Source organism: Glycomyces arizonensis DSM 44726, from assembly GCF_000482705.1.
GTDB lineage: Bacteria > Actinomycetota > Actinomycetes > Mycobacteriales > Micromonosporaceae > Glycomyces > Glycomyces arizonensis.
The window spans coordinates 14372-36906 of sequence record NZ_AXWO01000038.1; the positions used below are offsets into that span (position 1 = coordinate 14372).

Below are 22535 nucleotides of genomic sequence, written 5' to 3' on the forward strand. Positions count from 1 at the left end.
GAGAGGCGGATCAGGAGTTCTCCTCGAAGCGGTCGCGGGCGCCGTTCATGAGGTCGACATAGTCCGCCAGCCCCTGGGCCTCGAGCTCGGCCACGTAGTCGTCCCACTCGGCGATGTCGCGCTCGCCCATGACGAACCGCAGCGTGTTCGTGTCGACCGTGTCCTTGAGCGGCGTGGCGAGGAGCGAGGACCGTTCGAGTTCCAGCTCGTCGAGCGGGGCGGGCGGGTAGGGGTCGCGCGGGGTGCGCGTGGAGAGCACGGAGTCGATGTACGCCACGAAGGTGTCCGTGTTGTACGACTCCTTGAGCTCGCGCGACTCGGTCGAGTCGGCGAACACGGCGTTCGACCAGCCGAGGTCCTCTTGGATGTCCGTCTCGGCGTCCGGGTTGATGTTGTAGGCGTTGAGGGAGTACTCCGGCTTGAGCGTGATCGTGCCGTCGGCGTCCTTCGTGTACGTCTCGTCGAGCACGCCCCATCGGATCAGTTCGCGGGCTTCGGGGTTGTAGTAGAGCCAGTCGAGGAACTGCAGCGTGGCGAGGAAGTTCTCGGAATCGGCGACCTCGGAGTTCAGCATGAACCCGTTCCAGAAGTTGCGCGGCTCGACCACCTGGCCGGCCGGGCCTCCGGGCGGGGCGATCTGGAGGACCTCGTAGTTGCCCTCGCCGACCGTCTCGTTCAGGGCCTGCGCGAACTCGATCGCCGTCCCGGCCGATCCGGACGCCGCGAAGACGGTCTCGGCGGCGAACTTCTCCGCCACGCTCCCGCCGCCGCTGCCGTCGTTCGCCGCCGTGAGCGAGTCCGTGTCGACCAGGCCGTCCGCCACGAGGCCGCGGAAGAACTCGACCATCTGCCGGTACCCCTCGGTGACGGCGGTGTACTCGAGGTTGCCGCTGCCGTCGTCCACCATGCCGTTGCCGAAGCCCCATCCTGCCCGCGCGCCCCACGCGTGCGAGGCGTAGTTCAGCAGCGACTGCGCCTCGAACCCGTCGGCGAGGGGCTTGGAGTCGGGGTACTCCTCCTTGATCTTGACCAGGGCGTCGCGCATCTCGTCCCAGGTCTGGGGGATGCCTCCGGCGACGGACTCGAAGACGTCCTTGCGGATGACGAGCGTGAAGACGGGCACCGAGACCTCTTGAAGACCGGGCAGCATGTAGTACTTGCCGTCGGCCTGCTTCAGGTTGTCGACCATGTCCGTGAGGTCCCACTCCTCCACGTACTTCTGGAAGTTGGGCATGTGCTCGACGTAGTCGCTGATCGGCAGGATCGCGCCGGAGGAGACGAACGAGGTCTCGTCGCCCGTGTAGATCAGCGGGATGACGGTGGGGGCGTCGCCCGCGCTGATGAGGAGGCTCCGCTTCTCCGTCGCGTCGCTGAACGGGATGGTGGTGAGCTCGAACTTCACGTTCGTGCGCTTCTCGATCTCGTCGAAGAACGTCCAGGAGTCCTTGACGGGGACCTCCGGCCACTCCGTCCACAGCAGCGACAGAGTGAACGGCTCCGTCGCGGTGAACTGCGTGTCGGCGGCGAAGTCGTCCATCGCGCCCTTCGACTGCTTGTCGATGTCCACCTCGCTGCCGCCGTCATCGCTGCACGACGCGAGCGCGAGCGCGCTGGAAGCGGCGATCGAGATGCCGAAGACCTTGCGGCGACTCATTCTCATGGGCGTCCGCCCGAACACATCCGACATGGCTCTCCTTCTGGGGATTGTCCTTATTCGTCCGAGAACATGCTTTTATGCGCACGATCACATAGTCACACTGATCGAAATTTTCGGAACTCTTACCGATAATTTTCAGAGCTTAGTTACCCCGGGGATTGATGTCAATGATTCCTTTCGAGCAACCGCCGCATCACTTTGAGCGACCGGCGACCATGGTGTTCTTTGTGGGAAAAGCACGACAACTCGGGCGGTGATACTGGTCCGGAGAGGAATCAGCGAAGCATGCCGCGGGCGGCGGTATCCGGCCGCGCAGTGGACGCGGGGCGCCGATCGGCCGATTCCGCGCCCGCCGGCTTCCGGCGAGCGTGCCGATTTGCGCCTTGCGCGGTGCGGTACTTTCGAGTAACGTCCGGAAATTTCCATTCCGCGGGTCGACCGAGGCGATCGGTCCGCGTCTCGGCCGCCGCCGCTGGCGCTCGCAGCGTCGCGGCCCGTTGTTCCCGTGCGCCGGCAGGCGACCGCGCGAGGCCGCAACACCGCCCTCGCGCTCCACGTCCTCGAAGTGATGACCGCGGTGCTTCGATCGGCAGTCGGGTTCAGCGCACCGGTACGGCAGCGGCGCCAGCGGGACCACGCGTCCGTTCCGCACACCAGACGGGCAGCCCGCACCGCCTGCGGTGAAGCGGTGCGGGCTGCCCGTCTGGTCCCGGCCGGGACGGCTCAGCTGAAGCGGCAGCAGGGGTTGTAGCCCCTGGCGATCCAGAAGTTGGTCGGAGTCGGGTTGGACAGGGTGTAGTCGCCGACGCTCACGGCCGCGGCGGTCTGGCGGCCGGTCCGCATCTCGAAGTGCGTGTGCGAGGCGCCTGACGAGCTGACGCCTCGCCAGTCCTGCACGCCGATCTTCTCGCCTCTGGAGATGTGCTCGCCGACGCTGATGCCGTTCGACGGGTTGAGATGCAGATAGACGATGGTCCGGTTGAGATTCGAGTTGTAGACCGCCAAGGTGGACAGGCCCCCCGATCCCCTCGACCCCTCGGTCTTGCGGGTCACCGTTCCGGAGAGCAGCGAGTACACCGAGTCGCCGATGCCTCGCGCGATGTCGATGCCCTCATGGCGGCCCGAGGTGCTGACGTAGCCGTCGAAGTAGGCGGTGATGTGCGCCGACGACGAGTGGTAGAGGCCGTATTCCAGGTTGTCGCCGGCGTTGCCGCTCGCGCCGATGCGGTGACCGGCGTTGTCGTTCTTCAGGTACGCGCGGAGGTTCGCCGACGAGCCGGGGCTGAAGTTGTCGATCGCTCCCTTGTACCCGCTGTTGTAGAAGACCGTGACGTATCTTCCCGTCCTGTTCCAGGCCGAGGCGGCGTTGTTCTTGACGCACTGGCCCTGGCCTGAGCCGGGGCCCTTGAATTCGTAGCAGGACGGCTGCGAGGCGCCGTAGTTGCTGATCGATCCCGAAAAGTCGCTCACCGAGCCCTCGGTGTCGCTGTTGTAGTAAAGGCAGAACTCGCCCGATTCGCAGACGCCGTTGCGCGCCGTCGCGGCCTGCGCGGGCGAGGTCGCGGCGAGCCCGAGCGCGGCGCCCAGTGCGACTGCCAAGACCAGCGCGAGCATGCCTCGCCGCTTCGATTTGATCCAGCTCATGTTTTCTCCTGGTGGAAGATGGGCATGTGGGGATCGACCGCACCGAGCCGGGCTTGACCGGTCGGTGGGCGGGTCGTCGATACTGCTGTGTCGGCTTTCTTCCCGTCGCTTGCGACGGGATCCGCTGCCACTGGGGATATGAGGTTCGGCCCGTGCCGACGGGGATCGGGTCGGTCGAGCGGCGGGCGGTCCCGCGCCGCGCGAGGCGGTACGGGGGTTGCGGGGTCCCCTCCGGCGGGTACGGGCTCCCGGGGAATGGACTCTTCTCATGATGGCCTAGAGCGGTTCTCGATGGGAATGCCCAGAACCGGGATAATCTCGGGGGCTTGGGAATCCAAGCGCAGGTCGACCGGTCCCTGTCAAGGATCTGACAGTTATCTTCACCGATATGCTCATTCGTGAAGAATTTTTTCTTCAATGTGATCGGCTCATCGGGCGCACCGGAATCCGATGTGCGTGGTCGCCGAATCAGGCGTCTGCGGCGACCGGGCGGCGGGCCGATAGCGCAGGCAGTACTCGGGTGCGCACAGGTGCGAGCCGCCTTTGAGGACCCGCGGGGACGCCGCGGCGCCGCCGCCGGACCGTGCGGCCGCATCCGGGCCGCAACCGCAGGAGCTCCCGTGCGCGGTGTCGGCGGCGGGATCCCGGTGCCCGTCAGTCCACGCGTCGGTGGTCCATTCCCATACGTTGCCGGTCATCTCGCACAAGCCGAACCCGTTGGGCGGGAACGACCCGACCGGTGCCGTGCCGACCCACCCGGACGAGCCCGCACCGGTGTTGGCGTAGGGGAACCGGCCCTGCCACGTGTTGGCGCGCATGCCGTCGTTCGGCTCCTCGCCCCATGCGAACGCGGCGCCGTCGAGCCCTCCGCGGGCCGCCAGTTCCCACTCGGCCTCGGTCGGCAGCCGCAGGCCCGCCCACGCCGCGTAGGCGGCCGCGTCCTCGAACGACACCTGCACCACGGGATGGTCGCCGAGTCCGTCGATCGAGGAACCCGGTCCTCGCGGACACCGCCAACTCGCACCCGGCACCCATCGCCACCACTGCCGCCAGTCACGCAGGTCGACGGGCCCGCCGGTGGGCGTGAACACGAGCGAACCGGCTTCGAGGCCCGCCGGGTCCAAGCCGGGGAACTCGGCGGGGTCCAGCTCGCGTTCGGCCGTGGTCACATAGCCACTGGCCTCCACGAATCGGGCGAACTGCCGGTTGGTCACCGCGTACCGGGCGATCGCGAACGGTTCGACGGCCACCTCGACCACCGGCCCCTCCTCGGGGTAGAACCGCTCCGAGCCCATCCGGAACGTGCGGCCCGCGATTTGCACCAGCTCCGCGGGCACCTCCGCGACGTCCATGTGCCCACCGTCCTTCCGAGTCGTCGCCACAGCGTTCCCGGCGCGGACGCCCCAGCGCCGCCCGTCCACGGGAAGGCGCCCGGCCGCACTGGTCTCCGGCGCACCGCTCACGGGGTGCCCTCGGAACGGTAGGTGGTCTCGTCGAGGCCCGACTGGGTCGGGTCGTGGTCGACCTCCCCGACGTCGTACATGGTCGTCATCCAGTGGTAGAAGTTGTCGCCGCGCGCCCGCAGCACCTCGTAGAGCCGGCGCATCATCCGCCGCCGGACCGGGGCCGTCTCGGGATGCCCGTAGACGTTCATGAGCTCGTCGGGGTCGGTCCGCAGATCGTAGAGCTCGTTGACGGAGTCGGGGTTGACGACGAGCTTGTACCGGTCCTCCCGCAGCATCCGCTGCGGGTACGGGAAGTGGTGCCCGTGGAACTCGCAGACGATGTCCTCGGCCCACTCCACGTCCCGCCCGCGGGCCAAGGGCAGCAGACTGCGCGAGTCGACCGCCGGCGCCGGGTCGATGCCCGCCAGCTCGAGGATCGTCGCCGTGCAGTCGAGCAGGCTCACGAACTCGGTGCGCACCTGGCCCGCCGGGCCCTCGGGGATCCGCAGGAGCCCGGGGGTGCGGTAGATGTCCTCGTACATCGCCGGGCCCTTGTCGTGCAGGCGATGCGCGCCGGTGAACTCCCCGTGGTCGCATGTGAAGAACACGGCCGTGTCGCGGGCCAGGCCGAGCCGCTCCAGCGCCTCCATGACGCGCCCGATCTGCCGGTCGATGAGCGCCACATAGCCCCAGTACACCGCGATGAGCTTGCGCGTCACCTCGATCGGCATGGTGTCGAACGCCCAGTGGGCGCTGTAGTTGCGCTGCACGGGCGGCTTGCCCGCGAAGGTCTCGGCGACGGACCCGGGCAGTTCGACGTCGGCCGGGTCGAACATGTCGAAGTACTCGTCGGGGACGATGTACGGCAGGTGCGGCCCGAAGAAGCTCAGTTCGAGGAAGAACGGCCGCTCCCCCGAGCGGTACTCGTCCGCGTACCGTTCGAGGAGCTCGATGGTCCGCGTCGCGAGGTAGTGCTCGAACGTCGCCTCGACCGGCTGGTGGAGCCGGGCCGCCAGGAGGTTCCCCGGCCCGCCGTTGGGCAGCGTGCCGCGGACGCGGTCCGAGATCGCGTACGGCGGCAGCCCGTTGTCCGCGAGGTGCCTCAGGTAGTCCTCGTTCTCGACCGGATTGTGCCAGCCGGGCAGCTCGGGGCCGTCGAACCCGAAGTCGGCGGCGGTCTTTTCCGTGCCCGCGTGCCACTTGCCGACGAGCCCGGTGTTGTATCCGCCCGCGCGCAGGGCCTCGACGAACGTGAACGCGCCCTCGGCGAGGTCCTCGAGGTACCCGACGTTGCGCTCGTGGTTGGCGAGCACGCGGTGGCGGAACGGCGCCTGACCCGTCAGCAGGCTGGCCCGCGCGGGGGTGCAGATCGCCGTCGGCGTGTACCACCGGTCGAAGCGCGTGCCGGTGCGTGCCAGCTCGTCGAGCGCGGGCGTGGACGCCCGCTGGTTGCCGTAGGCCCCGAGCGTGTCCACTCGATGCTGGTCGGTCATGAGGAACAGGATGTTCCTCGGCTTGGTCTCAGGGTCCCGCATCGCGTCGCTCATTGCCGTTGACATGGTGAGGACTCTATGAAGCCCGATTTTTTCCGTCAATGCTCCGGCCGAAAAAATCTGGAGTCCCGACCGAGACCGGAGGCAAGCGTCGCCGATCACCGAACCCGCCGCCCGCGGCGAGCACCTCGGCGCGGTGATCGTCGGTCGCCTCAGACTGTGACGCTCGCCGCCGCCGATGAATCCGCGTCCTCGGCGTCGTCTATACGGGCATAGCTCATCGACCGCCTCAAGGAGCACCCGACATGAGCACTGCCACTACCGCACCTTCCGCCATCGGCCTGCTTCGTGTTCGCGCGCCGACTCGCCCGCGAACGGCGGGACTGTGGCTCGCGGTCTGCTGCGCCGTGCCGGTGCTGTACATGGGGCTCACCGCGGCCTCATTCGCCGCCGACTACCGGTGGAGGCTCGCCGAAGGCGCGCTCGTCCGGCTGCGGGCCCCGGCGGTTTCGCTCCAGGCGCTGCGCACGGCCCGGTAGCGCGCGGCTGGATTCACCGAACCCACAACCACATCGTCATCGACGGAGGAACCTCATGACCGCCCAGCCCAAGGGACCGACCTCGTACTTCCCCTCGATCGAGCAGACCTACGGCCGTCCGATCGCCGACTGGATCGGCGACTTGCGGGAGAGCGGCCTCACCGGCCACAAAGCCCTCGTGGACTGGCTCAAGACCGAGCACGGTCTGGGACACGGCCACGCCAACGCCCTGGTCGCCTACCACCTCAACCCCGGAAAACGGCCCCAGTACCCCAGTGGGGCGTGAGCGCTGCGGGCGAATCGCAGCTGCGATCCGCCCGCAGCACCGGCACGTGAATCGCCAAGGCCCTGTGGCAGCATCAGTCACGGGCCTGCCGGCCCGTCTCCCGACCCGCGACCAGAAGGAACGACCTCATGCCGATCCGGGGCTTGCTCTTCGACGTCGACGACACCCTGTTCGACTCCGGCTCCGAGGCGGCCAGTGTGCTCGCCTATCTGCGGATGCGGGGCCTGCTGGACCGGTTCGGCGACAGCGCCGCGGCGCTCGGGCTGTGGCGGGAGCTCAAGGAGCGGCACTATGCCCGCTTCCTGAACGGCGAACTCACCTTCGCCGCCCAGCAGCGCGAACGCACTCGCGAACTCCTGGCCCGCATCGGAACGTCCACCGAAGGCGGTCTCTCCGACCAGGAGGCCTCCGCATGGTTCGCCGGCTACCAGACCCACCGCCACGCGACCCGGGCACCGTTCCCCGACGCCGAGCCCGCCCTCAGGAAGCTCGCACCCGGCTTCCGCCTGGGCGTGGTCTCCAACTCCTCCACCGACCATCAACGCCGCAAACTCGACGGCATCGGACTCCTCCCCTACTTCGGCGACCGGCTCATATGCTCGGACCAGCACGGCGCCGCCAAACCCGCCGCGAGCATCTTCCTCGCCGGCTGCACCGCGCTCGGCCTCCAACCGCACGAGGTGGCCTACATCGGCGACAACTACGAGACCGACGCGGTCGGGGCCCACCGAGCGGGGCTCCACGGCTTCTGGCTCGACCGAGCGAACACCAACGCCGCCGGGGTCGACACCGGCGTCCGCGTCATCCACTCACTCGACGAACTCCAAGCCGCCCTCACCTGACCATCGCTCGTCCGAGCGCTCCATCCCCACCGATACAGCCGTCTGGACCGCCATGCGGCCCGGCGCCTGCGGGATAGGATCGACGGGTGCCTTCGGAAGTGCAGTCGTTCGGGAGTCTGCTCCGCACCTGGCGGGAGCGGGCGCATCCCCAGGAGGTGGGCATCGCCTCGGTCGGTCGCCGCCGGGCGAAAGGTCTTCGCCGTGAAGAGCTCGCCTCCCTTGCGGGAGTCAGCGCCGACTACATCGTGCGGCTCGAACAGGGGCGCTTCCGGACCCCTTCGGCACAGGTCGTCACCGCGCTCGCCCGCGCGCTGCGGCTGTCCTCCAGCGAGGCCGACCTGCTCTTGCGCTCGGCGGGTCACCTGCCGCCCGCGCCCGGCACCATTTCCGATCGCGTGCCGACCGCGGCGCGGCGCATGGTCGACCGCATGGCGGACCGGCCCCTAGCGGTCTTCACCGCCGACTGGACGCTCCTGTACGCGACGCAGCTCCTCTGCGATCTGTTCGACATGCCTTCCCCGGCAGAGGCGGTGGGAGAGAACTTGGTCGTGCGGACCTTCGTCGACGAGGTCTCCTCGAAGATCGCCACGCCCGAGGGCGGCAGCGAGGTCTTCGAGCGGGCGCTCGTCGCCGACCTGCGGATCTCGGCGACCGAGCTCGGTGAGGACCCGGTCTTCCAGTCGCTCGTGGCGACCGTCCGGGCGAAGAGCGCCCGTTTCGCCGAGTTGTGGGACGAGGGCAACGCGGCTCCGCATCTGAGCATGGTCAAGACGGTCCACAATCCGCTGGTCGGCGACATGACCATCGACTGCGACGTGCTGACGGTCGCGAACTCCAATGTCAGGCTCATCGTGTGCTCGGCCCCACCCGGCAGTCCCGACGCCGACAGGCTCGAACGGCTCCGGGACCGAGCGACCCGAGCCGCCACCGCGTGAGCGGACTCGGCGGCCCGTGCTTCGGCCGCCCGGCCGGAGTGCGGCCGGGCGGCGAAGACCTCACGCCCCCAGCGGGATCGGCTGCACCTTTTCGAGCCGTTCGAGGTCGTCGGCGTCGAGTTCGATGCGACCGACGGCCAGGTTCTCGTCGAGGTGCGCGATCGAGCCGGTGCCCGGGATCAGGAGCATCCGCTCGTACCGGCTGAGGAGCCATGCGAGCGCGATCTGCGTCGCGGTGGCGCCGTGCTCGCGGGCGACGGCGCCGACGTGCTCGTCGGCGGCGAGGTGCGTCGGTCCGCCGGCGCCGAAGGCCGAGCCGAGCGGGAAGAAGGGCACGAACGCGACCTCGTGCCGGCGACACAGCTCGATGATGTCGTCATCGGTGCGGTTCAGGATGCTGTAGGCGTTCTGGACGCACACGACTCCGGCGAGTTCGATCGCCGATGCGACGGTGTCCAGGTGGGCGTTCGAGATGCCGATCATGTCGATCTTGCCCTCGTCGCGGAGTTCGACGAGCGCGCCGAGCTGGTCGGCCAGCGGCGGTTCGGTGTGCTCGGGGTGATCGCGCTCGAAGCGGCGCAGGTTGACCAGGTCGAGGCGCTCGACCCGCAGCGAGCGCAGGTTCTCCTCGACTTGGCGCTTGAGGGAGGCCGGGTCGCCGCTGGGAAGCCAGCCTCCCTGGTCGTCCCGGGCGCCGCCGACCTTGGTCGCCAGGCGCAGCCTCTCGGGGTAGGGGTGGAGGGCTTCGCGGATGAGGTCGTTGACGACGTCGGGGCCGTAGATCTGGGCGGTGTCGATGTGGTCGACGCCGTTCGCGACGGCGTGCCGCAGGACCGCCTTGGCGTTCTCGGGATCGGCGGGCGGACCGAAGACGCCCGGTCCTGCGAGTTGCATCGCGCCGAAGCCGATCCGGTTGACAGTGGTGCTGCCGAGGTTGTTCTCACTCATGCCATCGACGATAGATACGCAGGTGAGGAGGTGCCAGAGAACGCTTTTCGTGGGAATGGCGTTCCCACCCTCTCCCCCGCCGAGCTCGGCGGGGCGGGGCCGCGGCTCGCCGGGCGGCGGCGAGCGCCGCCTCGGCGCGTCGCCGCGCCGACCCGCGGCCATAGAGCCGCGCGCACATGCCGGTGAGCACCTCGGTCACGTCCCGCACCAGGTCGTCTTCCACCTCGGCCGCTTCGAGCACCACCAGGGTACGGCCGTGCGCGGCCAGGGCCGCTTCGATGAACTCGACACCGCACCGGGCCAGCCGGTCCCAATGCTCCACGACCAGGGTGGACACCTCCGGGTCGGCCAGCAGCCGCATGAGTTTCGACCGCTTCCCGTCCAGGCCGGAGCCGGTCTCGGTGACAGTGCGGTCGAGCGTGATCCCGCGCTGTCCGCATGCGGCGGCGACGCGCCCGGCCTGCCGCTCCAGATCGGCTTTCTGGTCGGCTGAGGAGACCCGGCAGTACGCGACGGTCAGGCCCCCGCCCCGCCGACCCGGCTGAACGATGATGGTGCCGGTAGGAAGCTGGACGGCCGGGACCGGCAACGTCCCGGCATGGAACCAGTTGAGCGCCGTGCGGTACGCGACACCGCTCTCCTGCGCCCACTGCTTCAACCTCACTGGAACACTTTAGCGCAGAACAACGCAGAACATCACAAAGGGATGAACAGCTTTTAACCCCATCATAACCGGCCCGAGGCGCTGCCGCCCGGCACACTGGGCCGCGTTCGCCACCCCGGCGGTCGGGGCCTGGCCATGTATCCGCTCGCGCCGCCGCCACGAGGTCCGGTTGCCGCCGCGGCGATCGAACCGGCTCGACTTCCTGTGCGAGTCCCCCCGGCGCCGCCCGGGTTGCTCCGGCGAGTCAGCATGGGACCGTGTACAACCTTCAAGCGGTCGTAGCGTCGCACGCGACGCTGAGCGGCCTCGCCCGCGGTGTCGAGAGCGCGGTCGTGGTGCCGCTGGCGCAGGGAATCTCGCTGTTGGCGATGACCGACGCGCTGTTCGACGAGATCAATGTCGAGCGCGCGCCCCGACCGGGACGTTTCTGGAAGCTCCCGGCTGGATTCGACCGGACCCTGGCCGACCGCTCCGTCGCGGGCCCGGTGGCCTACCTCGAAGCCGAATACTTCGGAGGCGCCGGCAGCCAGTGCGCCCAGGTGTGGGACCGAGGGCGCATCGCCCTCGGCCCTCTCGAACTCGCCGAGGGCGAGCCGCACCCCGGCGGCGGCAGCCCGATCGCCCGGGCGCTCCGACGGCTCGGCGTCGACAAAGCCGGACATCACGACGAGTTCGACGCGGTCGGACTCGGGCGGTGCCGCGACACCGACGACTGGCTCGGCCTGTGCGACTGACCGTGCCGCCCGCTGATCAGGTGCTTCCCTACACGACCGGCTCCAGCGAGGTGCGCAGCGCCATCGCCAGGACGCCGATGCGGATCGGCCCCGCTCGGTGCGTCGGTCTTCATATCCCCGTCATCGCCGCTGCGGCCGCGCTCTGCCGAAACCGCGAGCACGTCGAGTTCGCCGCGCGGGATCCCATGAGTCCTGAGGACTGCCGCGATCGCCGGAATCGACAAACCCGATCCGGACTTCCAGGCGGCGGTGCGTTCGCCGGTGGAACCGCCGAACGCACCGCTCACCTTGTTGGCAGCGACTCACTGCCCGGTCACAGTTCCGCGGCCATCGCGTCGAGAACGGTTTCCGTCTCCGCGATCCGTCGGACGTGCGGGTGGTCCCCCGCCACGTCGCCGCAGTCGCCGAACGGATCGTAGTGGAGGGCGCGGATCCCCGCCGCCTGCGCGCCGCGGACGTCCGCGGGAACCGTGTCTCCCAGGTGGACCGCTTGGGAAGGCGCCGCTCCGACGAGGTCGAGGGCATGGCGGAAGAGCTCGGGATCGGGTTTGTCGATGCCGACGATCGCGCTGTCCACCACTGCTGCAACGGTCACGCCGGGACCGTCTCCCACCTGGCACACCTCGGCCTCCCGCAGCAACTGAGCGGCGGTTCCGTCGGCCTGCGAGACCACCACGACGGGTATGCCCTTCGCGGCCACTCGGCGCAGCATCGCCACCGCGTGGGGATTGGCCAGGTGGCACATGTTGCGCGTGTGGGACAGCGCGCGGAACTCGTCGGTGAACGCCTCGCGGCGCTCCTCGGGGATGCCGGCGAACTCGCCGAACAGGCCGTAGTAGTCGCCCGTGCCGCCGTCAGCGGGATTGGCGGCACTGTGGCAGGCGAAGCTGGCGCGCTGGTACGCCTCGGGTGTGGTGACACCGCCATACCGGGAGACGAGCGGAAGCAGCAGCGAATGGTTGTTGAGCAGCAGGACGCCGCCGGCGTCGGTCAGCAGGACGGGTGTCCGGCGGTCGACTCGCTGGGTGGACGTTCGTGTCACGACGTGATCCTTCCCGGGTATCGGCATGCCGTCGCGGAGCGGGCGGAACGGCGATCGATGGAGGTCAACTCTCCGGCACCTCGTTCGGCTGCCCGTACGTGTCGGGCATCTTGTACCCCTCGAACAGGTCCATCTTCGGTTCGACGAAGGCCTGGTTCGTCTCGATCGCCTCCTGCGGGGTGCGGGAGCCGATGGACACGGACTCCTTTCCCCGATCCAATGTGTCCCAGATGGCCTGGCCGACCGGGAGCGGCGGGCGCGCGATGGAGTCCGGGAGCATCTGACGGAAGATCTCGGCCTTCGGGTTGTACTTCCTCTCCTCGATGGCCCGCAGGTTGGTGGGGACGTTGCCCAAGGGCGGCAGGATGATCGATTGGCCCTCGAACCCGGCATGGAACTTCATGTAGTCCCAGAGCGTCTTGGTGATGTTGGCGCCGCTCGGAATCGCCAGCGCGAATCCCCCGGACCACGTGTAGGTGGGGTCGCCGTCGTTGACCACGGGGAGCCAGGTGTACTTCAAGGGCAGGTCCGGAGCGTATTTCTCGTTCGCCTGGAGCTGCCACGGTCCGGTGGACTGGATGCCGAGCCGTCCGCTGAACATCGCCGTCTGGCTGGGCGGCGCGTTGGGCGGCTGGTACGTCGCGAAGAACACGTCGACCTTCGAGTACTCGAACTCCTCGGCCCAGTCGGCGTACAGCTCGTACACGGCCTTCCATTCCGGGGAATCCAGGGTGACGGTGGCCGTGTCGTTGTCGTAGGCCTGCGCTCCGAGGCCGAAACCCCACGTGTACGCCCAGCCCTCGTGGAGCCAGGGGGCGAAGCCGAAGCGGGTGTAGTCGCCGTTGCCGTCCACCTCGGTGATCTGCCGGGCGGCCTCCCGCAGTTCGTCCCAGGTGAGGACGTGCTGCTCCGGGTCGAACATGTCCAGGTCGATGCCGGACTCGCGGAGGACGTCCTCGTTGTACATCAATCCGCGGGCGTCGGTGTCGGTCGGAAGTCCGTACAGCTGGCCGTCGTAGGTCACTTCGTCGACCGCGAACTGGATCCACTGCTTCTTGAACTCTTCGACGGAGACGTCCTCATACCGCTCGATCAGGGGGTCGAGCGGTTCGAGCAGTCCGATGGACGCCGCCTGCACGCTGGTGAACCGTCCCGTCCACCACAGGTCCGGCGCGGTACCGCCGCGGACCGCCGTGATGATGTGGCTCATGTCGGCTTCGCTGCTGACGGGGACCTGGTCGATGTGGATCTCCACGCCCTGGCCGGCGTCGGTCTGGAGGTACGCCTCGCGTACGGCTTCGTCCTTGTCCGTGTTGGCATCGTCCATGCCCCAGTACCGGATGACATTGTCGGCGTCCTCGGGGATGCGTGCGCATGAGGACAGGCCCAGCCCGGCAGCGGCGCTGCCGACCGCCCCCGTCAGGAATCGTCTGCGATCGATCATTTGAAGCCTCCGATCGTGATGCCGCGGATGAAGTACCGCTGGAAAACGAAGAACAGGATCAGCAGGGGCAGGATCACCAGGAACGACGCGGCCATGAGCTGGTTGAACGCGACATCCTGATCGTGCGCGGAGCGGAAGCTCTGCAGCCCGATGGAGAGCGTCTGCACGCTCTCGTCCTGCAGGTAGATCAGCGGCCCCATGAAGTCGTTCCACGCGGCCACCGCCGCGAAGATCGCCACCGTGCCCAGGGCGGGCCTGCAGGACGGGAAGACCACCCGCCACAGGATCGTCCATTCGCCGGCGCCGTCGACGCGTGCCGCGTTGATCATGTCCTTCGGGATCTGGAGCAGGAACTGCCGCAGCAGGAACGTGTAGAAGGCCGAGGCGAACGCCGCCGGGATGATCAGCGGGAACAGCGTGTTCACCAGGCCCAGGCGGGCCCAGAGGTCGAACATGGGAATCAGCGTGACCGGGAAGGGAAGGAACAGGGTCGCGATCACGAGGTAGAAGATCTTGTTGCGCCCGGGCCAGTCGATGCAGGCGAAGCCGTAGGCCACGACGAAGTTCGACAGCACCGACAGGACGACCACGCTGACCGTGATGATCGCGGAGTTGGCGAAGAACTGCAGGAACGGCATCGCGGTGACCGCGTCGGCGAAGTTCCCGAACTCCCATGACCGGGGGAACAGCGTCGGGGGGAACTGCGCGAGTTCCTCGTTGGTCTTGAGGGCCGAGACGACCATCCAGTAGATCGGCAGCAGGAAGAGCAGGCTGAGGGCGATCATCACCGCGCGGGCGGTGATCCTCGACCACCATGAGCGGGGCGTGCCGTCGGGGCGGCGGTCCAGCTCGTGGCGGTGCTCCGCTTTTTCGAGGGCCTTGGCCGAGTCCTTCGAGAGCTGATCGAGCGGGGTACTCATCAGGATGCCTCCACGTCGTAGTTCACGAGTCTGCGGGAGAACCGGAAGATCGCCAGGGCGAGCCCGAGGCCCACCAGGAACAGCAGTACGGCCAGAGCCGAGGCGTATCCGAGTTCGGCGAAACCGAAGGCGTTGCGGTACAGGTACATCATGTAGAAGAGGGCTCCGGCGTCCGGGTCGCCGGTGCCGTTGGTGATGACATAAGCCTCGGTGAATACCTGCAGGGCACCGGAAACGCCGGTGATCAGGTTGAACAGGATGACCGGGGAGAGCAGCGGCAGCGTGATGGAGAAGAACTGCCGCAGCGGCCCGGCGCCGTCCACTCGCGCCGCCTCGTACAGGGTCTTGGGGACGTTGCGCAGTCCCGCGAGGAAGATCAGGGCGGCGTTTCCGGCACCGAACTGGGTGATCAGGACGATCGCGATCTTCACGCCCGTCGGATCGCCCAGCAGGTTGACGTTCCCCTCGTTGAACACGTTCATGATCTGGTTGAAGACGCCGAACTGGGGATTCAGGAAGACGATGAAGATGAACGACATCGCGAACGCCGGAATCAGCGAGGGCGCGTAGAAGATGGTCCGGTACAGCGCGACCTCGCGCACGTTCTGGTTCATGGCGATCGCCAGTACCAGGGCGATCACCAGCGCGAGCGGCACCGCGATCATGGCGTAGAAGAGCGTGTTCGACGCCGCCTTCGATACCAGCGGGTCGGTGAGCGCGGTGATGTAGTTCTGGGCTCCCACCCAGGTCGGAGCTCCCATCCCCGAGTAGCGGGTGAAGCTCAATGAGATCGAGTAGACGACCGGGTATCCGATGAACACCACCAGGCCGACGATCCACGGCGAGATGAACATGAGCCCCAGGCGCAGGTTGCGCCGCTTGGCCTTCGTCATCCTCCTCGATCGGGGCCGGGTGCGGGGAGGGTCTGATGAGTCGTTCGGAGGGGCGGTCAAGATCGATGTTGCGACGTTGCCCGGCGGGATATCGCCGGCTTCTGCGGATTCGTTCTGCATGCGTCCTTCTTCCTCGAAGGCAGAACCTCCGACCGTTCGTCCTTTAGGGACGGTCGTTCGAGACGAGGTGGATCAGTGCGCTCCGCGGCATGGCCGTGGGCGCGTACGTGTCCGTGAACTATCGGGTCTGAGAGACGTCGTCGACCGCCGCGCGCTCCTGCCTTCATGGCCCGCGACGGCCGCCGGCCGCGGAGGATCCACGGAACGGGGTGCCGTCAGCGGGTACGTCGCGGCATCGACGTTTGCTTTTGTGTTGAAGGTAACGTTACCAATTGGAAGGTATCGTTACCAAAGCCGTTCGTCAAGAGTCGCGGACGTGCGAAAACGCGTTGCGGGAGTCGTCGATCCCCGTGGGAGCGGATCGCGCGGCGGCTCGGCCGCCCGGCCCGATGCATCGATGACCGGCAATGAATCCCCTGGTACCGGGCCGGTTGACCACGGCCCGCGCGCCGAGTCGGCCCGCGCGGATGACGACCGATCACCGGTGGACGCCACGAGAGAAAGCGGCGTGTGAAAAATGTGCGATCGCTGTTGACTTGTGTAGTTGGTAACGTTACCTTGGCTGTTGGTAACGTTACCTTGAAGCAAGTTCAGGCGGACACCATGATGAGTCGGAGCCCCGCTCGTACGGCGAACCGGCAGTCGACGCTCGCGGCACAGGGCGTCGCCGCACCACCGGCGGGCACCGTCATCCTCACCACCGCCGAACCCTCGGACCGAATCGAGAACTCTTCTCCATCAACCGGAATCCCAGCGAACGGTCACCCGACCAGCACACGTGACCGGGCACCGCGAACCGCCGTGGCCGGCACGCACAGGCCCGTCCCGGGCCCCGATACGACCACACGCACACAACCGGAAGAGAGTGCAGCACGATGCCGAAGACTTCACTGATCGCACGAGCGAAGGGCGCGCGCGAGGGTCTGCTCGACTCCTCGGCCCGCGCCTCGATCCCCTTGAGAGGAGGGGACATCGCCGTGGTCTGCGAGCCGCTGATCCGCCGCGGCGCCGACGGCGGCCGGCAGCGCGCGCTCCGTTTCGACCTGCCGCCCGCACTCGTCGACGCCGTCGGGCCGGCCGACATCGACGTCCGCGACGAGCGGGGAGCGGCGATCCCCGCCGAAGCCGCGCCCGGACCCGACGGAACGGTGCGCCTCCTCGTGCCGTGCTACGAGCAGGAGACGCCGGTGCGCATCCGCGTGCACCGCGGCGACCTGGACGCGGAGACCTCCCTCGTACTCGACGTCCCCCGCGAGTGGACCATCCACATCGTGCACCACTCGCACCTCGACATCGGCTACACCGACCCGCAGCCGCGCATCCGCGCCGAGCAGCGCTCCTACGTCGACTCGGCACTCGACCTGTGCCGCGCCACCGACGACTGGCCGCACGATGTCCAGTTCCGCTGGACCGTCGAGTCCCGGTGGGTGGTGGACCAGTGGATGCAGACCCGACCGCGCGAACGCGTCGAGGAGCTCATGCGCCGGATCCGCGAGGGCCGCATCGAGTTGTCGGCGCTGCCGTTCAACACGCACCTCGACACGTGCTCCACCGATGAGCTGCACGAAATGCTGCGGCCCACCTTGGAGCTGCGGGAACGCTACTCGGTCGAGCTCCCGAGCGCGATGCAGACCGACGTCCCCGGCCAGCCGGTCGGCCTGCCGCACGCGTTGCAGGAGGCAGGGGTCCGCTACCTCTCGGTGGCGCACAACTGGGCCGGCCGCTCGATGCCGCACCACCACGGCGGTGACGACCTGCCGCGGCTGTTCCGGTGGCGGTCTCCGTCGGGGGCGGAGGTGCTCGTGTGGATGACCGACAGCCCGCACGGTGCCGCGTACATGGAGGGCCCGAATGTGGGCCTTCACCAGTCCTACGAAGAGGTGGACCTGCTGCTGCCGTCCTACCTGTACTCGCTGGCGAACAACCCGTACCCCTTCCCGCCGGGGACCTTCGGCTGGCACGGCGACCCGGTCTCCGATCGCAAGCCCTACCCGTGGGACGTGCTGCATCTGCGCACCCAGGGGCACGGCGGCGACAACGGCCCCGCGCGGCTGCGGGCGGCCTCGATCGCCAAGCAGTGGAACGAGACGTGGGAATGGCCGCATCTGATCACCTCCACCGGCCCGGCGTTCTTCGAGGACGCCGAGGCCCGGCTCGGCGATGAGATCCAGACCTTCGAGGGCGACTGGGGCGACTGGTGGGTCGAGGGAGTCGGCTCCGCGGCGCTGCAGCAGTCCATCGTCCGCGACGCGCAGACACGGGTGACCGACGCCCAGTTCGTCTCCAGGGCGGGACGGCTGCTCGGCATCGACCGGGATGACGAGGCCGAATCGCAGGCGGACGAGCGGCAGCTCGCGGACGGCTGCTACCGGGCGATCTCGCTGTTCAACGAGCACACGTGGGGCGCGGGCGACTCGTGGCGCCACTCGGACCACGGCTGGGCCTCCGGCGGACTCCAATGGCAGTGGAAGGGCTCTCGCGCGACCGACGCCGAGGAGCTCACCCGGGAGTTCCTCGAGAAGGCGACGGCGGAGCTGGCGGACCGCGTGGCATCCGATCCTTCGGCCCTGCAGTCCATCGTCGTGCTCAACCCGCAGACGCAGGCGAGCAGCACCACCGCGTCGTTCCTGCTGCGCGAGGCGATCGTCCCGATGGACCAGGACATCGTCGTGGTCGACGCCCGCACGGGAGAGCGGCTCGCGCACACCGAGACCGGGCAGACGAACTTCACGTTCCGCGAAGCGGGTCGATGGGTGCGCGTGAGCGTGCCGGACATTCCCGGGCTCGGCTACGTGCGGCTCGACGTCCGCGCCGCGGACGCCCCCGGCCCCGAGGACGATGCGGGGCCGACCCGGATCGGCGGCGACGCCACCGCGCCGGTCCTCAAGAACGAGTACCTGCGCGTGGAGTACGACACCGTCCGCTCCTGCATCGCCTCGATCATCGACCGCACGACCGGGCGCGAACTCGTGAACAAGGACTCGGTGGTCGGATTCGACCAGTACATCTACGACGAGTACACCTCGGCCGGCGGCTTCAACCACCAGTCCAACAGGACGTCGACCAGCACGAAGCTGGAGCTGCTGGGCAGCCGGGGCGTCGCACGCCAGTCCGTCGTCCTGGAGGCGGCCGACGACGGCGTCGAGCAGCGTCTGGTCCTCGAGTTCTCCGCACCCGGCGTCGATCGGGCCTGGACGACCTTGCGGCTGCGGCGAGGCGAGAGCCTGCTGCGGATCGAGCACCGCTTGGACAAACCCGCGACCCGCACCAAGGAGAGCGCCTACTTCGCCTTCCCCTTCGCCGTGTCGGAACCGGAGGTGCGGTATGAGATCACCGGAGGGGTCACCGGCGACGGGCTACCGCATGTGCCGGGGGCACCTCAGCACATGCGCGCGATCAGGCACTGGGTCAGCCTGGACTCCGCCGAGGACGGCTCGGTCGCGTGGGTGACGCGGAACGCGCCGCTGGTGGAGCCCGAGGTGATCGCGCTGCCGTACGCGCCGTTCCCGGACAGCACCTCCCCGCGGGAACCGGGGACGGTGTACTCGTGGGCGCACAACAACGTGTGGGACACGAACTTCCCGATCGAGCAGGCATTCGAGACCACCTTCGAGTACGCGGTCGGGGTGCCTGGCGCCAGTGGCCGGACGGGTGCCGCCCTGGGTGCGGCGACCGCTGCGAGCGTCGTCCATCCGCCGGTGGTCGTGCCCGCGCACGGCGGCGCCGACGCGCTGGAGGTGCCCGCGCAGGGCGAGCTCGTCAGGCTCGAGGCCGAGGAGCCCGCGGACCAGGCGGTGCAGGTGGTCGCGGTCTCGGCGGGCAAGGACGGCGACGTACTCGTGAAGCTGCAGTCCTTCTCGGCGGAGCCGACCACGGTCCGGCTGTCGCTGCCCGGCATCGGGCTCGGCACGGCGCGGTTGACCTCGTATCTCGAGAACGGGGGCGAGGAGTTGCGGGTCCAGGATGGTGCCGCGCGCATCTCCCTCCCGCCTTGGGGCGTCAAGGCGGTTGCCCTGACGCCGTGACGGCACCGCTGTCCGATCCACACAGGCCGAGTCGGTGTGGATCGGACAGTATGGACTGTTGCAGCCAGTGCAGTCGGGGGCGATCGCGTTGACCGTGGCGCCGCGGGCGGTCCATTCGCTGGCCGGTGTGCGGGTCAGTCCGGCGATGCCGATTTGGCTGAGGAGCTGTTGATGCCGCCTTGGAAGCTCAGGAGCGCGGCGGTGAAGACGACCGTGCCGCGGCCCCGTTCGAGCATGGACCGTCCGACCGCTCGGGCGAGGGCGAACTGGCTGGAGAGGTTGTCCCGGAGCACCTCGTCCCTGTATTCGTCGGGGTGCTCGGCGACGGGACGCGGCGGACGGCCCCGGCGTTGTTGACGAGGATGTCGACCGGTTCGGCGGCGAGGCCGGCGACGGCTCGGGGTCGTTGAAGTCGGCAGGCAGGGCCCGGAACGTGCGGCCGAGGGCGGTGACGTGCCGCCCATCTCGTGGCCGATGGTCGCGGGCGTCTCGACCCGGGCGTCCATGTGTCCTGAGAGGACGTAGAAGCCGGTGCCGCGGAACCCGTTGTAGGCCACGGCGATCTGCACCTGACCCGGCCCCCGCCGCGGCGATTCGGTCACTCCTACGGTCAGGGTGCGGTGCCCCGCGCAGCGAGCACGGCTCCTCCTCGCAGCGACTCGGTCGGTGATCGTTTGCGGACGCATCGCACACCGCTCGCGAATGCGCAATCGTTTGTTCATGGGTTTTCGCGATGGGTGATACTGGTGGCATGGTGAAACTCAGCGATGTGGCCGCACGAGCAGGCGTATCGGTGTCGGCGGTGTCCAGAGTGCTCTCGGGGGACCCGGCCGCGCGGCTGAGCGAGGCGACGCGCGAACGCGTCCGCCAGGCCGCCGTCGAGGTCGGCTACCACCCCAACTTCGCCGGGCGCGCGCTCAAGCTCGCCCGTACCGACGTCATCGCCCTCATCGTCCCCGACGTGACCAACGCACTGTTCTCCATGCTCGTCCAAGGGGTGGAGGACGAGGCGGTCGCACGTGGATGCGTGATGCTGCTGGCCCGCAGCGAGGACATGCAGCCGGGCGGGACGATGTTCGACCGCCTGGTCGGGGAGGGCCGCGTCGACGGCATCGTCCTCCAGCCCCGCGACGGAACCGACCCGGCCGAGCTGGCCGAGACCGTGGGGATGCGCGCGCCGCTGGTCACCATCCACCAGCCGATCCCGGGCGCGAGCTCAGTGGTCGTCCCCGACGCGCTCGCCACCCGCACCGCCGTCGAGCACCTGGCCTCCGCGGGGCACCGCAGGATCGGCTTCGCGGGCGGACTGGCCGCCTCGCCGAGCGCACGCCGCCGCGCCGAAGGCTTCCGGGAGGCGGTGGCGAGGGCGGGCCTCGACGACGATCCGGCTCTGATGACCTGGCGCGGCTACCAAGAGGGGGACGGACGGGCCGCCGTGGCCGAGCTGCTCGCACTCCCCGAGCCGCCCACCGGCCTGGTCGTGGCCAACGTCAACGCCGCGGTAGGAGCACTCGCCCAGGCCAGGACCCAAGGGCGCGCCGTCCCCGAAGACCTGTCGGTGGTCGCCGTGCACGACGCGAAGACCGCCGAGCACACCTGGCCGCCGCTCACCTGCGTGCGCATGCCGCTGTACGAACTCGGGCGCGCCGCCGTCGCCGCCTTGTTCGATGTCATCGCGGGCGGCCCCGTCGAACGCCGGGCCGTCGAGTCGCCCCCGCCGGAACTCGTCGTCCGCGAGTCCACCGCCGTCCGCGGTTCCTGAGCGGCCCTTCGGGCACCCGCCGCCTGCGCGCGGCCGGAGGGCCGCTATCGTCATCGATGATCAATCGTTTGCGCAACTGGAGGCGCGCCCGTGAGCACCCGGCGAACCGCGACCGGCGTCCCGCTGACCGAGCTGGGCCCCGGCGCCTCGCAGCTGGGCGACCTCGACCGCGTGCCCACCGACGAGGAGGCGGCCTCGGCCCTCGACGCCGCGTTCGCCGCCGGGATCGCCTGCCTCCACGACCCCGACGACCACTGGGAGCAGGCGTCCGAGGATCGCGGCCGCGGGCGTCCCCTCCCCACCAGTCCCCTCCCCACCACCCGCAACCGAACCGCAAGGAGCCCCATGAGGACCATCGTCGCAGCCGAAGCCCACGACCTCCGCTTCCCGACCTCGCTGAGCATGGACGGCTCGGACGCGATGAACGGGGACGGCGACTACTCCGCCGCCTACATCGTGCTGCGCACCGACGACCCCGAGCTGTCCGGATACGGCTTCACCTTCACCATCGGCCGCGGCAACGACATCGTCACCGCCGCCGCCCTCCAGCGCGCCACGCACCTCGTCGCACGCGACGTGGAGACGATCGTGAGCGACCCGGGCGCGCTCTACCGGGAGTTCCAATCCGACTCGCAGATGCGCTGGCTCGGACCGGAGAAGGGGGTCGTCCACATCGCCCTCGCCGCGGTCATGAACGCCGTATGGGACCTCGCCGCACGCGCCGCGGGCAAACCGCTGTGGCGGCTGCTGTGCGACATGACCCCCGAACAACTCGTGGACGCCGCCGACCTGCGCTACCTCTCCGACGCCCTCACCCGCGACGAAGCGCTGGCGATCCTGCGCGCCAAGGAACCCACGCGCGCGGACCGCGTCGCCGAGCTCGAAGCGCGCGGCGGGTACCCGTGCTACACCACCAGCGCCGGATGGCTCGGCTACAGCGACGACAAGCTGCGCCGCCTCCTCCAGGAGGCCGTGGACTCCGGCTACCGGCACGTCAAGCTCAAAGTCGGCGCCGACCTGGACGACGACCGGCGGCGCCTGACGATCGCCAGGGAGATCATCGGTTGGGACGCCAAGCTCATGATCGACGCCAACCAGGTCTGGGACGTCCCCGAGGCCATCGAGTGGGTGCGGGCGCTCGC

18 protein-coding genes and 1 pseudogene are annotated in these 22535 nt (G+C 68.9%); 8 read left to right on the plus strand and 11 right to left on the minus strand.

The annotated features are described in order from the left end of the window. Window positions 1-10 precede the first annotated feature (10 nt). The 4 genes from H613_RS0119910 to H613_RS0119925 form a co-directional block, all read right to left on the minus strand. Window positions 11-1654, minus strand: coding sequence for an ABC transporter substrate-binding protein (locus H613_RS0119910; RefSeq protein WP_211234903.1), 1644 nt, complete (start codon window positions 1652-1654; stop codon window positions 11-13). 726 nt (window positions 1655-2380) lie between these two features. Beyond that, a complete protein-coding gene (locus tag H613_RS0119915; protein ID WP_026925175.1) occupies window positions 2381-3301 on the minus strand; it encodes a peptidase inhibitor family I36 protein in 921 nt (306 codons plus the stop codon). Window positions 3302-3729: 428 nt separating this feature from the next. Further along, entirely contained in the window at window positions 3730-4638 is a 909-nt protein-coding gene (locus tag H613_RS0119920; protein ID WP_026925176.1) for an SUMF1/EgtB/PvdO family nonheme iron enzyme, read from the minus strand. A 122-nt stretch (window positions 4639-4760) separates the two neighbouring features. Further along, window positions 4761-6305 (minus strand): sulfatase family protein, encoded by a 1545-nt coding sequence (locus H613_RS0119925; protein ID WP_211234904.1) that lies wholly within the window; start codon window positions 6303-6305, stop codon window positions 4761-4763. A 239-nt stretch (window positions 6306-6544) separates the two neighbouring features. On the opposite strand from H613_RS0119925, the gene H613_RS31095 reads away from it, so the two are divergent. The 4 genes from H613_RS31095 (at window position 6545) to H613_RS0119945 (ending at window position 8841) form a co-directional block, all read left to right on the plus strand. Beyond that, a complete protein-coding gene (locus H613_RS31095) occupies window positions 6545-6778 on the plus strand; it encodes a hypothetical protein (protein ID WP_156926150.1) in 234 nt (77 codons plus the stop codon). A 55-nt stretch (window positions 6779-6833) separates the two neighbouring features. Continuing rightward, entirely contained in the window at window positions 6834-7064 is a 231-nt protein-coding gene (locus H613_RS0119935; protein WP_026925178.1) for a DUF4287 domain-containing protein, read from the plus strand. Window positions 7065-7192: 128 nt separating this feature from the next. Further along, the gene (locus tag H613_RS27895) at window positions 7193-7906 is read left to right on the plus strand and encodes an HAD family hydrolase (protein ID WP_035738726.1); all 714 of its coding nucleotides are present in this window, start codon (window positions 7193-7195) and stop codon (window positions 7904-7906) included. Window positions 7907-7992: 86 nt separating this feature from the next. Then, window positions 7993-8841 carry a helix-turn-helix domain-containing protein gene (locus tag H613_RS0119945; RefSeq protein WP_026925179.1) on the plus strand — a complete coding sequence of 283 codons (849 nt, stop codon included), beginning with the start codon at window positions 7993-7995 and terminating at the stop codon, window positions 8839-8841. Window positions 8842-8901: 60 nt separating this feature from the next. On the opposite strand, the gene H613_RS0119950 is transcribed toward H613_RS0119945, so the two are convergent. Next, entirely contained in the window at window positions 8902-9789 is an 888-nt protein-coding gene (locus tag H613_RS0119950) for an oxidoreductase (RefSeq protein ID WP_026925180.1), read from the minus strand. Window positions 9790-9898: 109 nt separating this feature from the next. Beyond that, window positions 9899-10453, minus strand: a pseudogene (locus tag H613_RS27900) (IS607 family transposase); the annotation flags it as partial. Window positions 10454-10710: 257 nt separating this feature from the next. Between H613_RS27900 and H613_RS0119960 the strand changes: the two are divergent. Beyond that, window positions 10711-11187, plus strand: coding sequence for a hypothetical protein (locus H613_RS0119960; protein ID WP_026925181.1), 477 nt, complete (start codon window positions 10711-10713; stop codon window positions 11185-11187). Window positions 11188-11500: 313 nt separating this feature from the next. Here the strand turns inward: H613_RS0119960 and H613_RS31520 are convergent, their stop codons facing one another. From H613_RS31520 to H613_RS0119980, 4 genes are all read right to left on the minus strand, one after another. After that, on the minus strand, window positions 11501-12229 hold the full coding sequence (locus H613_RS31520) for an HAD family hydrolase (RefSeq protein WP_051393605.1): 729 nt from the start codon (window positions 12227-12229) through the stop codon (window positions 11501-11503). A 64-nt stretch (window positions 12230-12293) separates the two neighbouring features. Then, window positions 12294-13673: an extracellular solute-binding protein gene (locus H613_RS0119970; protein WP_026925182.1), complete on the minus strand. Its 1380-nt coding sequence runs from the start codon at window positions 13671-13673 to the stop codon at window positions 12294-12296. Continuing rightward, on the minus strand, window positions 13670-14593 hold the full coding sequence (locus H613_RS0119975; protein WP_026925183.1) for a carbohydrate ABC transporter permease: 924 nt from the start codon (window positions 14591-14593) through the stop codon (window positions 13670-13672). The genes H613_RS0119970 and H613_RS0119975 overlap by 4 nt, the downstream gene beginning before the upstream one ends. Next, window positions 14593-15486 (minus strand): carbohydrate ABC transporter permease, encoded by an 894-nt coding sequence (locus tag H613_RS0119980; RefSeq protein WP_026925184.1) that lies wholly within the window; start codon window positions 15484-15486, stop codon window positions 14593-14595. The genes H613_RS0119975 and H613_RS0119980 overlap by 1 nt, the downstream gene beginning before the upstream one ends. A 995-nt stretch (window positions 15487-16481) precedes the next feature. Between H613_RS0119980 and H613_RS0119985 the strand changes: the two genes are divergently transcribed. After that, window positions 16482-19631, plus strand: a complete 3150-nt coding sequence (locus tag H613_RS0119985; protein WP_035738732.1) for a glycoside hydrolase family 38 N-terminal domain-containing protein — start codon at window positions 16482-16484, stop codon at window positions 19629-19631. A gap of 134 nt (window positions 19632-19765) precedes the next feature. Here H613_RS0119985 and H613_RS31100 read toward each other — a convergent pair whose 3' ends face one another. Next, on the minus strand, window positions 19766-19924 hold the full coding sequence (locus H613_RS31100) for a hypothetical protein (protein WP_156926151.1): 159 nt from the start codon (window positions 19922-19924) through the stop codon (window positions 19766-19768). 458 nt (window positions 19925-20382) lie between these two features. Here H613_RS31100 and H613_RS0119995 point away from each other — a divergent pair, with 458 nt between their 5' ends. Next, on the plus strand, window positions 20383-21393 hold the full coding sequence (locus H613_RS0119995) for a LacI family DNA-binding transcriptional regulator (RefSeq protein WP_026925186.1): 1011 nt from the start codon (window positions 20383-20385) through the stop codon (window positions 21391-21393). Between the two features lie 345 nt (window positions 21394-21738). Beyond that, on the plus strand, window positions 21739-22535 hold a 797-nt coding region (locus H613_RS0120000; protein ID WP_026925187.1), incomplete at its 3' end, for an enolase C-terminal domain-like protein.

Coding starts and splice junctions, on each gene's coding strand:
- H613_RS0119910 (WP_211234903.1), bottom strand. CDS start 1,654: ATGAGTCGCCGCAAGGTCTTCGGCATCTCGATCGCCGCTTCCAGCGCG.
- H613_RS0119915 (WP_026925175.1), bottom strand. CDS start 3,301: ATGAGCTGGATCAAATCGAAGCGGCGAGGCATGCTCGCGCTGGTCTTG.
- H613_RS0119925 (WP_211234904.1), bottom strand. CDS start 6,305: ATGTCAACGGCAATGAGCGACGCGATGCGGGACCCTGAGACCAAGCCG.
- H613_RS31095 (WP_156926150.1), top strand. CDS start 6,545: ATGAGCACTGCCACTACCGCACCTTCCGCCATCGGCCTGCTTCGTGTT.
- H613_RS0119935 (WP_026925178.1), top strand. CDS start 6,834: ATGACCGCCCAGCCCAAGGGACCGACCTCGTACTTCCCCTCGATCGAG.
- H613_RS27895 (WP_035738726.1), top strand. CDS start 7,193: ATGCCGATCCGGGGCTTGCTCTTCGACGTCGACGACACCCTGTTCGAC.
- H613_RS0119950 (WP_026925180.1), bottom strand. CDS start 9,789: ATGAGTGAGAACAACCTCGGCAGCACCACTGTCAACCGGATCGGCTTC.
- H613_RS0119970 (WP_026925182.1), bottom strand. CDS start 13,673: ATGATCGATCGCAGACGATTCCTGACGGGGGCGGTCGGCAGCGCCGCT.
- H613_RS0119975 (WP_026925183.1), bottom strand. CDS start 14,593: ATGAGTACCCCGCTCGATCAGCTCTCGAAGGACTCGGCCAAGGCCCTC.
- H613_RS0119980 (WP_026925184.1), bottom strand. CDS start 15,486: ATGACGAAGGCCAAGCGGCGCAACCTGCGCCTGGGGCTCATGTTCATC.
- H613_RS0119985 (WP_035738732.1), top strand. CDS start 16,482: ATGCCGAAGACTTCACTGATCGCACGAGCGAAGGGCGCGCGCGAGGGT.
- H613_RS0119995 (WP_026925186.1), top strand. CDS start 20,383: ATGGTGAAACTCAGCGATGTGGCCGCACGAGCAGGCGTATCGGTGTCG.